This is a genomic window from Mesorhizobium sp. B2-7-1 (assembly GCF_006440735.1).
Classification (GTDB): Bacteria; Pseudomonadota; Alphaproteobacteria; order Rhizobiales; family Rhizobiaceae; genus Mesorhizobium.
Genome location: NZ_VFUA01000158.1, coordinates 1 through 11,130, shown reverse-complemented (window position 1 = coordinate 11,130; position 11,130 = coordinate 1). Strand labels below are relative to the sequence as shown.

Below are 11,130 nucleotides of genomic sequence, written 5' to 3'. Positions count from 1 at the left end.
AGCCCCTGCCCGCCTTCGTTCTCGCTGGCGAACAGGAAGACGACGTCGCCTTCGGCACGTGCTTGCCACCATACATGGGTTTCTGGGTGGCGAAGACGAATATCTCGGCCTGCGGGTCCTTGATCTCGGCCTTGATGGCATATGCCATGCCTCACGGGTCTCGGCTTAGGCCGATGCGGTAGCTCAGCACTCGCCGCGCGCCCGGCTCGATCAGCATGACGCCCGGCTTGTCGGCAAACTCGCCGTCGAAATCGACGGGGCTGGCGATGCCGTGCCACGGCTCGATGCACAGGAAGGGCGCGCCGCCGGGCTTGGACCAGATCCCCAGCTCGTTGAATCCCTGCCACGACATCTCGATCGACGGTCCGCGCCCGGCGGCATAGCGCACGCTTGTGCTGGCCGGCCTATCGAGGATGACGGCGTCGTCGACGAACAGTTTTTCGGAAAGCGGCAGCGTCTTTCCCTCGATGGGCGTTGGTTGCGGCTCCGGCAGCAGCAGGCCGTCCTTCAGGCGACGGACCGGCGCCGGCTCATTGTCCGCGAAGGTCAGCCGATAGGCTTCCTTGGGCAGTTCCGGCAGCAGCGGCCAGTTGAACGCCGGATGCGCGCCGATCGAGGCTGGCAGCGCTTCGTCGCCGGTGTTGGTTATCTCGAAGGTCACGCCAAGCTGCCGTGGTTTCAGGTCGTAGCCGATGGTCAGACGAAAGGCGAAGGGGTAGTGCGTCCGCGTCTCGGCGTCATCCGTCAGGACCAATGTGCAGGAAGTCGGCCCCTGCTGCGCCCAATCAAAGCGCCGGTCGCGGGCGAAGCCATGTTGCGTCATCGGATAGGTTTGGCCGCGATGCCGCAGCCGATCGCCCTCCAGCCGGCCGACGATCGGAAACAGGACCGGGGAATGACGACGCCAGGCCGGCCCTGCCTGCCACAGAAGCTCGGTGCCGTCGGCATCGCGCAGCGAGACCAGCTCGGCCCCCTGCCCGACGATGGTCGCCGAGATGCCGTCAGCGTGAAGCGTCAGCTGTTCCATTACGTCCTCGCGGCTGGCCGGTTTGGACGACAGGCTAGCAAAAGCCGGAGCGTGAACTCAAGGGCGGCCGCGCCTCACATCGTTGCTCCGGTTTGGCGGCAGACCACAAGCAAAAAAGGGCCGGAGGTTTCCCTCCGGCCCTGCCGAGGTCAGCAGCGTTGCCTGCTACGGTTCGGGCTATTCGCGTTCGCCGGTGAAATTCAGCAGCAGCTGGAAGATGTTGATGAAGTTCAGATAGAGCGAGAAGGCGCCGAAGACGGCGAGCTTCTGCTGCGATTCCGCATCGAAATTCTCCGCATACTGCTCCTTGATCGTCTGCGTGTCCCAGGCGGTGAGGCCGACGAAGACGGCAATGCCGATCACCGAGATGGCGAACTGCAGCGCGGTCGAACCGAGGAACAGGTTGACCAGGCTGGCGATCACCACGCCGATCAGGCCCATGATCAGGAAGGACGAGAACTGCGTCAGGTCACGCCTGGTCGTGTAGCCATAAAGGCTGGTGGCGCCGAACATCGTGGCGGCGATGAAGAAGGTGCGCGCGATGCTGGTCGAGGTGAAGACCAGGAACACCGAGGCGAGCGACAGGCCCATCACGCCACAGAAGGCCCAGAACATCGTCTGCGCGCTTGCGGCCGACATGGTCTGCATCTTGAACGAGAAGATCATGACGAAGGCGAGCGGCGCCAGCATCACCACCCATTTCAGCGGGCTGGAGAAGATCGGCACATAGAGCGCGGGCGTCGAGGCGACGAAGAAGGCGACGAGGCCGGTGACGACGAGACCGAGGCCCATATAATTGTAGACGCGCAGCATGTGCTTGCGCAGGCCCTCGTCATAGACGGCTCCGGCCTGGGCGCCGGTGCCCATTCGGTATCCCAGATTGGGGCTGTTCATTTGGTTCTCCTTAGTTGGAAGTCTCAGAAAGCGTCGTAGGTCGTCTGTTTCAGTAGAGCGTTCTGGCGAGTTTCTCGGCGGCACGGTCGAGATTGCCGGCGTCGCCGCGTCCGACCACGGCATAGGCGACCTCGCCGATCTGGAAATATGCGGTTGAGATGTCATCGGAGGGCGAGACCGTCGGCTTCACGACGTCGAACGTCCCCGGCCTGATGGCGAACAGCGAGACGAGGCCGAGGTCCCTGGTCTCGACCGCCACTTCGACGCTCGGCCCGAATTGTGAGGGATAGACCTGGACGTCGCGGATCTTCCAGTCGTCGGGCAGCGACGGCATGACGATTGCGGTGGCGGCGCGGATCTCGTCGGCATCGTAGCCCGGCGCCTCTTGCTGCGACGGCATCGTCTCGCGCACCAAGGTAGTCCTGTGCGCCCGGACCGCATCCTCGACATAGGCCGGCGGCTGCGTCGAGGCGACCACCTTAGTCACCGCGATCGGTCCGAAAATGCCGTTGGCCAGCCAACCCGCGGCGACCAGCACGGCCGCGGCCGCTGCCCGCTGCAACATGGCAAGGATACGTCCCCTGGCAAGCGCCCTTTCCAGCCGCCGCGCCGCTTCGGTCGTGGCCGGGCGCGCCATGCCGACGGGACCTGCAAGCGCGACGCGCAGTTCGTCGCGCGTCCTCAAGTCCGACATCACGCGCGCCGCCGCTTCCGGGCGCGCGGCGAGGTGAGCCTCGACCTCAATGCGGCGGGCGACATCCAGCTGATCGTCGACATAGGCGTCGAGATCGGCATCGGTTACGGGGTCGACAATGGCGGTCATTGATCGTCTCCCACGATCCTGAGGTGAGGCCTGGCTTTCGGCGCTGCGCCGTCTTCCATCTCGCGCAACGCGGCACGCGCGCGGCCGATGCGCGACATCAGCGTTCCGAGCGGCACGCCGATGACTTCGGCGGCCTGCTGATAGGAAAGCCCTTCGATGGCGACGAGATGCAGGGCGGAGCGCTGTTCCTCGGGGAGCGAAAGGAATGCTTCGCGGACCTGTGACAGGCGCACCGAATGGTCCTGCGACGCCGGCACGCTCTGGTCGGCGACAAGGCCGGCCTGTTCGATACGCGCCGCCTCGGAGCGGCGCGAGCGCATACGGTCGATGAAGATGTTGTGCGTGATCGCCAGCAGCCAGGCGCGCAGATTACCGCCCGAGCGAAAGGTCGCGCGCCGCTCATAAGCGCGCACCAGCGCGTCATGGACAAGATCCTCGGCCTCAGTGCTGTCGCGCGTCAGCGAGCGCGCGTAGCGTCGCAGCGACCCCAACTGCCCGACAATATCGAAGCGTGCCATCGACCGTTTCATGCCCTGTTTACGGAGCATGTAGGGATTTTAATCCCCTGCCCGGCATTTCTTTTCGTGTCGCCGGCGCGGAGGAAACCGCTGGCGCGGCGGGATCGATTTGCGTATCACTCCGCCGCCATTGGAGTCCTTCTCGATGTTCGAGACCCTGCAGCCCGCGCCCGCCGACAAGATCCTTGCCCTGATCGGCCTCTATCGCAACGATCCACGGCCCGGCAAAGTCGATCTCGGTGTCGGCGTCTACAAGGACATCGACGGCAGGACGCCGGTGATGCGCGCAGTGCGCGAGGCCGAGAAGCGGCTGCTGGCGAGCCAGGACACCAAGACCTATCTCGGCCTTGCCGGCGACACCGGCTTCAACGCCGCCATGATCAATCTCGCCTTTGGCGAGAAGGCCGACCATTCGCGCATCCGCGCCGCACAGGCGCCAGGCGGATCCGGCGCGCTCAGGCTGGTGGCCGAGCTTCTGCAGCGCACGCGTGCCGGCGCGACTGTATGGATGTCCGATCCGACCTGGCCGAACCACCTGCCGGTGATGCGCGCCGCCGGTTTGCAGGCCCGAGACTACCCCTATTTCGATGCGGCGTCGGGGGCCGTGCGCTTCGAGGAGATGCTAGCGGCGCTGAAGGGCGCCAACAGCGGCGATGTCGTGCTGCTGCATGGCTGCTGCCACAACCCGACCGGCGCCAATCTCGATGCCGAGCAGTGGGCCAAGGTCGCCGACGTGCTTATGGAGCGCGGCCTGTTGCCCTTCGTCGACATCGCCTATCAGGGTTTTGGCGACGGTCTCGACGCCGATGCCGCCGGCCTGCGGCTGCTGGCCGGCAAAGTCCCGGAGATGGTCGTCGCCTCGAGCTGCTCGAAGAATTTCGCCGTCTATCGCGACCGCGTGGGCGCGGCGATGATCATGGCAAAGGACGGCGCCCAGGCCGATGTGGCGATGAGCCAGATGCTGGCTGCCGCGCGCGCGCTTTATTCGATGCCGCCGGATCATGGCGCGGCGGCGGTGCGCATGGTGCTTGAAGATGCCAGCCTGAAGAAGGACTGGGCGACGGAGCTCGAAGAGATGCGGCTGCGCATGGTTCGCCTGCGCGTCGCCTTCGCCGAGGCGTTGCGCCGGCAGTCCAACTCCGACCGCTTCGATTTCGTCGCCAGCCATCGCGGCATGTTTTCGCGCCTTGGACTGACCGAGGCGCAAGTCGAACGCCTGCGCACCGAGCACGCCGTCTATATGGTCGGCGACAGCCGCATCAACGTGGCCGGCCTGCCGGAGGACGGCATGGACGATCTCGCCAAGGCGATCGTCTCGGTGCTCGACTGAGAGTCTCGCGCAGCTGTGGACAATAGGCTTTTGCCGATCGGTGGGATTGGTCGCCTGCCGCGGCGCGCGCTAGGGTCTCTTGCATGAAGCCCTCGAAAGACGTCTCCCGGCTGATCGAGATCATGGCGGCGCTCAGGGCGCCGAAGACCGGCTGCCCCTGGGATATCGAGCAGAATTTCGCGACCATCGCCCCCTACACGATCGAGGAGGCCTATGAGGTGGCCGACGCCATCGCGCGCGGCGATCTCGACGACCTGCGCGAGGAGCTGGGCGACCTGCTGCTGCAGGTCGTCTACCATGCGCAGATGGCCGAGGAGATCGGCGAGTTCGCTTTCGGCGACGTCGTCGAGGCCATCACCACCAAGATGATCCGCCGCCACCCACATGTCTTCGGCGACGAGAAGGCGCGCAGCGCCGGCATGGCCAAGGGCATGTGGGAGAAGATCAAGGCTGAGGAGAAGGCCGAAAAGCGCAATGCCCGCATCGTGCGCGGCCTCGATCCCGAGGATCACGGCAAGGGTTTCCTCGACAGCGTGCCGGTCGCCCTCCCTGCCCTGACACGCGCCCTGAAGCTGCAGGAGAAAGCGGCACGCGTCGGCTTCGACTGGAGCGAGGCAGCCCCCATCCTGGACAAGATAGAGGAAGAGATCGGCGAACTGCGCGAAGCGCTCGCCGCGGGCGACGCCGCGCCGATCAAGGACGAGTTTGGCGACATGCTGTTTGCCGTCGTCAATCTCGGCCGCCACCTCAAACTCGATTCGGAAGCGGCGCTCAGCGGCACCAACGACAAGTTCCGCTCGCGCTTCCACTATGTCGAGCAGGCCTTGGCGGCTTCGGGCGGGTCGCTGGAGAAGGCCACGCTCGACGAGATGGAAGCGCTCTGGCAGAAGGCCAAAGGCGTAAAGTAAACAGTAATTTAGCTGCCGCTCTTGCGATGCAGGCGGTTCTCGATTTCCTGCCTGGCGCTATGCGTGGCCGTCAGCGAAAGGGTGACGCTGCCGTCCTCATTGTCGGTGCGCGAAACGACGTCGCCGTTGCGGTAGAGCCAGTCGACCTGGCCGAGTTGGGCCGGGCTCAAGGTCACCGTCATCGTTTCCAGCTCGCCTGACACGCGCGTCTCGATGAGCGCCTTCAGCGTGTCCAGTCCTTCGCCGGTCACCGCCGAAATGGCGATCGGTGGAGACTTGCCGCTTGCCCCTTCGGCGAGCAGCCGCTCCCGGTTGCCTTCATCGAGCAGGTCTATCTTGTTCCAGACCTCGATCACGCGGTTGGTGTTGGCGGCATCGACGCCGAGATCGCCAAGGATGCGCTCGACATCTTCCGCCTGGGCCGCCGTGTCGGGGTCGGAGATATCGCGCAGATGCAGCACCAGATCGGCTTCGACGACCTCTTCCAGCGTCGCCCGGAAGGCGGCGACCAGATGCGTCGGCAGGTCGGAGATGAAGCCCACCGTGTCCGACAGGATCACCGGCGTGCCGTGCGGCAGACGCACGCGCCGCAGCGTCGGATCGAGCGTCGCGAACAGCATGTCCTCGGCCAGCACCCCTGCCCCGGTCAGCCGGTTGAACAGCGTCGACTTGCCGGCATTGGTGTAGCCGACGATCGCTACCACCGGGAATGGCACCTTCTTCCGTTTTGCGCGATGCAGGTCGCGCGTGCGCCGCACCGTTTCCAGCTCGTGCTTCAGCTTGGTGATCTTGTCCTGCAGGATGCGGCGGTCGGATTCGATCTGGGTTTCGCCCGGACCGCCGAGGAAGCCGGCGCCGCCGCGCTGCCGCTCGAGGTGGGTCCAGCTGCGCACCAGGCGGCCCTTCTGGTAGTTGAGATGGGCGAGCTCAACCTGCAGCGTGCCTTCCTTGGTGCGCGCCCGCTCGCCGAAGATCTCGAGAATGAGCCCGGTGCGATCGAGCACCTTGGCGTTCAGTTCCTTTTCGAGATTGCGCTGCTGCACCGGGGTCAGCGGATGGTCGACGATGACCAGCTCCGCCTTGCGTTCCTTCACGATATCCGCGAATTCGGCCACCTTGCCGCTGCCGAGCAGCGTCGCCGGCCGCGGATCGGCGACCGTCACCACCGCGGTGTGAACCGGATTGAGGTCGATGGCGCTGGCAAGCCCGACCGCTTCGTCATGGCGGGCATCCGCCGAGCGGCTCAAACGCGGACGGCTCGACTCATCGTCGCCGCGTGGCTGGCGGGTAAGCACCGGCACAATGACAACGGCCCGAGTCGGATCCTTGGATTCCGGCCCGAGTTGATGTCCTTGTTTTCCGCGAACGCTACGGTCCGCGTCCTTATCACGTGCCAATCAGGCGCCCTGGCTTTCCTCGCCATCGAACATCTGAACCGGCTGGCTCGGCATGATCGTGGAAATGGCGTGCTTGTAGACGAGCTGGGAGTGCCCGTCACGCCGCAACAACACAGAAAAATTGTCGAACGAAGTGACCACGCCGGTCAGCTTCACGCCATTGATGAGGAAGATGGTAAGTGGATTTTTGCTCTTGCGAACTGAATTCAGGAACAGGTCCTGAAGGTTTTGCGATCGTTCCGCCATTTTTCTTGTCTTTCGCCGATCCCCTTCGGTTTGCGGGCCAATGCGCCAAATTACGCGGCACCTGTCAAGCGCGCAAACCCCCTCTTGCCGACACAATGGCAAGCAGAATGAGATAGTTGAGGTTAATTCCAGTTGTGCGGTTATCAGGCTGGACTTTTTTCCGCAACGTCAAAAAAGGCCTGCCGCAACGAAAGTGTCATAGATCCGGGATGACCATTTGCGATTGGCGCCCCGTCGATTTCGACCACCGGCATGGCGATTGTCGTCGCCGAGCTGATGAACGCTTCCCTGGCCGCCTTGGCCTCAGTGACCGAAAAACCGCGTTCCTCGATCTTGAGGCCAAGCTTTGCGGCGACATCGAACAGCGTCGTGCGGGTGATGCCGCGCAGGATGCCATGCTCGGCCGGCCGGGTCACCAGGACGCCGTCCCGGGTGACGATCCAGGCGTTCGAGGAGCCGCCTTCCTTGACGTTGCCGTCGGTGTCGACGAACCAGGCTTCCTGGGCACCGGCTTCCTTGGCCTTCTGCTTGGCGAGCACATTGGGCAAGAGGCCCGTGCTCTTGATGTCGACACGGTCCCAACGATTCTCAGGCACCGTGATGACCTTGATGCCGGTCTCCACCCGCTTCGCACCCGCGGCCGGATCGGCCTTCCTGGCGGTTATGACCAGTGATGGCCTTGTGCCTGCCGGCGGAAACACGAACTCGCGGCTGGCGACACCACGTGTGACCTGCAGATAAACAAGGCCGTCGACCACGCCGTTGCGATTGACCACCTCGCGCAAAAGCATCGGCAAAACGCCTTCCGACACCGGCCAGGCGATCGCCAGTTCCTTCAGCGAGCGCTTGAGCCGGGCAAGATGGCGCGGCATGTCGACGATATGGCCGCGCGCCACCTCGCAGACCTCATAGACGCCGTCGGCGAACTGGTAGCCACGGTCCTCAATATGGACGCTGGCTTGGGCATGAACGACATAGCGCCCGTTGACATAGGCAATGCGCGGCATGGGCATCCTCAGGGAAATGTCCGGCTTTCTTAGGCGATTCCGCCCCTGCCGTAATGAACAATCGCGTGGGCCAAGCCGGTTCAGAGAGTTTACGCAATTCCGGACGGAAAATCGCTGCGCACTTTTCCTGGAATTGCTTAGACGCCGAGCGACTTCAGCTTGCGATGCAAGGCGGATCGTTCCATGCCGATGAACTCAGCCGTCTTCGAGATGTTGCCGCCGAAGCGGTTGATCTGGGCGATCAGATAATCCTTCTCGAATTGCTCGCGTGCCTCGCGCAGCGGCAGCGCCATGATGTGCTGGTCCGACTGGTTGGGCGTGCGTGGCATGACGTCGCCGATCTCGGAGGGCAGAAGGTCGGCCGTGATCGGCGAATCCGGATCTTCTCCTCGCGCCAGGATCATCAGCCGCTCGACATTGTTGCGCAACTGGCGAACATTGCCCGGCCAGTTATGCGCCTGCAGCACGGCCAGCGCATCGTCGCCGATCCGGCGCGGCTTGATGCCTGCCTGGCGCGCGATCTGCTTCATGAAATTGTCGACGAGGTAAGGGATGTCCTCGCGCCGCTCGGCGAGCCCGGGCACCATGACTGGAACCACCGCCAGGCGGTGGTAAAGATCCTCACGGAAGCGGCCGTCGGCGATCATGGCTTCGAGATTCTGCGAGGTCGAGGAGATAATGCGGACATCGACCTTGACGCGCTTGGTGCCACCTACCCGCTCGAACTGCTGCTCGACCAGCACGCGCAGGATCTTGTTTTGCGTCTCGCGCGGCATGTCGGCGACTTCGTCGATGTAGAGAATGCCGCGATGCGCCTCCTCCAGCGCGCCGACCTTGCGCTCGGTGCCGTTCGATTCGGTGCCGAACAGCTCGATCTCCATGCGCTCGGGTGTGATGGTGGCCGCGCTCAGCGTGACGAACGGGCCGGTCTTGCGCGAAGAAAGCGCATGGACGGCGCGCGCCGTCAGTTCCTTGCCTGAGCCGGAAGGGCCGACGATCATGACACGGCTGTTGGTGGGCGCGACGCGCTCGATGGTCTGCCGCAACTGGCTCATCGCCGAGGACATGCCGATCAGGTCGAAGGTCTCACCGCTACGCTGCTTGAGGTCGGAAACCTCGCGTCGCAACTTGGACGTTTCCAGCGCGCGCTCGGCGATCAGGATGAGGCGATCGGCCTTGAACGGCTTCTCGATGAAGTCGTAGGCACCGCGCCGGATAGCCGACACCGCCGTCTCGATGTTGCCGTGGCCGGAAATCATCACCACCGGCATGCTCGGATGCATGGTCTTGATCTCGTCGAGCAGTGCCAGGCCGTCGAGGCGCGAGCCCTGCAGCCAGATGTCAAGGAAAATCAGCCGTGGCGCGCGATCGGCAATGGCCGCAAGCGCGCTGTCGGCATCGTGTGCCGTGCGGGTTTCGTGACCTTCGTCGCTCAGAATACCGGCGACAAGTTCGCGGATGTCTTCCTCGTCATCGACGATGAGAATATCAGACGCCATTATCGACCTTTTCAGTTTCTCGTTCGTGTTCGTTTCGACCTTCACCGCGTGGCGGCGCGGCTACAACCGTTGCCGGCGGCAGGATGATCGAGATCATCGCGCCCCGGCCACCGTGGAAATCTGGCGGCGCGTCGTGCAATTCGAGACGGCCGCCATGGTCTTCCACGATCTTCTTGACGATAGCGAGACCAAGCCCGGTGCCCTTCTCGCGTGTCGTCATATAGGGCTCGAGAAGCCTTTGGCGATTCTCGCGCGGCAGCCCCTTGCCGTTGTCGATAACGTCGATTCGTATGGCGCCATCTTGGCGCCCGGCTTGAATCCGGATTTTGCCGTCAGCGCGATCTTGCGTATCAAGTCCGTCGATCGCCTCGGCTGCGTTCTTGATGACGTTGCCGAAAGCCTGCGCCATCAGGCGGCTGTCGAAAGTGCCTTTCAACGGCTCGCTACCGAAGTCGCGCTCGAAGGCGATGTCGGAGCGGCTGACCTCGACCAGGAAAGACGCCTCGCGCAGCGACTCGCGAAGGTCTATCGCCTTCATCTCCGGCTTAGGCATGCGGGCGAAAGCCGAGAATTCGTCGACCATGCGGCCGATGTCCTCGACCTGGCGGATGATGGTATCGGTACACTGGTCGAAAACCTCGCGGTCCTCGGTGATGACCTTGCCGTAGCGGCGCCTGATGCGCTCGGCCGAGAGCTGGATCGGCGTCAGCGGGTTCTTGATCTCATGCGCGATACGCCGCGCCACATCCGCCCAGGCCGACGAGCGCTGCGCCTGGACGAGATCGGTGATGTCATCGACGGTGACGACATAGGATTTCTCTTCCTCGCCGTCGTCGCCGGACTCGACCGTGACCTGGACATTGAAGGTGCGCTCCAGCCCGGTGCGGAAGAAGGTCACCTGCTCGCGGTAGACGGGTTTGCCGGACTGCCGCCCGATCTCGAAGACGCGGCCGACGAGCGGCAGGACCGCCGAAAGGTTCTGGCCGAGCGTCGCATTCGCCGAAATCGCCAGCATGGTTTCGGCCGAGCGATTGACGATGGTGATGGTGCCGTAGGGGTCGACGCCGATGACGCCGGCGGTGACGCCGGCCAGCACCGCCTCGGAGAAACGCCGGCGCTCGTCGATCAGATCCTTGGCCGAGAGGAGCTCGTTGCGTTGCGATTTGAGCTCGAGGATCATGTTGTTGAAAGTATCGCCGAGCGAGGCGACGTCGCCGTCGGACTGGCGAACGGGAACGGCGACGTCGAGATTGCCGGTGGCCACCTCGTCCGCGGCGCCGATCAGCTGGCGGATCGGCCGCACGATCCGGTCGGCAACCGCGATGCCGGTCCAGATCGCCGACAGCGTAATGATCAGCGTGAGCGACAGATAAGGCAGCGCAAATGCGACCTGCGAGGTCCGGCGGTTGTCTTCCAGATTGCGGTATTCGTCGGTGTTGGACCTGACGATCTGACGCGCCTTGATCTCGTCGGGGTCGACC

Annotated in this window: 11 protein-coding genes; 2 read left to right on the top strand and 9 right to left on the bottom strand. The window is 64.0% G+C overall.

The window, feature by feature from the left end; translation table 11 throughout:
* Positions 1–151: 151 nt before the first annotated feature.
* The 4 genes from FJ471_RS32735 to FJ471_RS32720 form a co-directional block, all read right to left on the bottom strand.
* The gene (locus FJ471_RS32735; protein ID WP_140809769.1) at positions 152–1,027 is read right to left on the bottom strand and encodes an aldose 1-epimerase family protein; all 876 of its coding nucleotides are present in this window, start codon (positions 1,025–1,027) and stop codon (positions 152–154) included.
* A gap of 177 nt (positions 1,028–1,204) precedes the next feature.
* The gene (locus FJ471_RS32730; RefSeq protein WP_140809767.1) at positions 1,205–1,921 is read right to left on the bottom strand and encodes a Bax inhibitor-1/YccA family protein; all 717 of its coding nucleotides are present in this window, start codon (positions 1,919–1,921) and stop codon (positions 1,205–1,207) included.
* Between the two features lie 49 nt (positions 1,922–1,970).
* Positions 1,971–2,744, bottom strand: coding sequence for an anti-sigma factor (locus tag FJ471_RS32725; protein ID WP_140809764.1), 774 nt, complete (start codon positions 2,742–2,744; stop codon positions 1,971–1,973).
* A complete protein-coding gene (locus tag FJ471_RS32720) occupies positions 2,741–3,262 on the bottom strand; it encodes a sigma-70 family RNA polymerase sigma factor (RefSeq protein ID WP_246684893.1) in 522 nt (173 codons plus the stop codon). The genes FJ471_RS32725 and FJ471_RS32720 overlap by 4 nt, the downstream gene beginning before the upstream one ends.
* 145 nt (positions 3,263–3,407) lie before the next feature.
* On the opposite strand from FJ471_RS32720, the gene FJ471_RS32715 reads away from it, so the two are divergent.
* Positions 3,408–4,592, top strand: a complete 1,185-nt coding sequence (locus FJ471_RS32715; RefSeq protein ID WP_140809760.1) for an amino acid aminotransferase — start codon at positions 3,408–3,410, stop codon at positions 4,590–4,592.
* Between the two features lie 83 nt (positions 4,593–4,675).
* Positions 4,676–5,500, top strand: coding sequence for a nucleoside triphosphate pyrophosphohydrolase (gene mazG / locus FJ471_RS32710; protein WP_140809758.1), 825 nt, complete (start codon positions 4,676–4,678; stop codon positions 5,498–5,500).
* Between the two features lie 8 nt (positions 5,501–5,508).
* Here mazG and hflX read toward each other — a convergent pair whose 3' ends face one another.
* From hflX to FJ471_RS32685, 5 genes are all read right to left on the bottom strand, one after another.
* On the bottom strand, positions 5,509–6,897 hold the full coding sequence (gene hflX / locus FJ471_RS32705) for a GTPase HflX (protein WP_140809757.1): 1,389 nt from the start codon (positions 6,895–6,897) through the stop codon (positions 5,509–5,511).
* Positions 6,898–7,143, bottom strand: a complete 246-nt coding sequence (hfq, locus tag FJ471_RS32700) for an RNA chaperone Hfq (protein WP_140809756.1) — start codon at positions 7,141–7,143, stop codon at positions 6,898–6,900.
* A 143-nt stretch (positions 7,144–7,286) separates the two neighbouring features.
* Positions 7,287–8,150 carry a D-amino-acid transaminase gene (locus FJ471_RS32695; protein WP_140809754.1) on the bottom strand — a complete coding sequence of 288 codons (864 nt, stop codon included), beginning with the start codon at positions 8,148–8,150 and terminating at the stop codon, positions 7,287–7,289.
* A gap of 137 nt (positions 8,151–8,287) precedes the next feature.
* Positions 8,288–9,649, bottom strand: coding sequence for a sigma-54 dependent transcriptional regulator (locus tag FJ471_RS32690; RefSeq protein ID WP_140809752.1), 1,362 nt, complete (start codon positions 9,647–9,649; stop codon positions 8,288–8,290).
* Positions 9,639–11,130: PAS domain-containing sensor histidine kinase (locus FJ471_RS32685; protein ID WP_140809750.1), on the bottom strand; the 1,492-nt coding region annotated here is incomplete at its 5' end. The genes FJ471_RS32685 and FJ471_RS32690, both read right to left, overlap by 11 nt.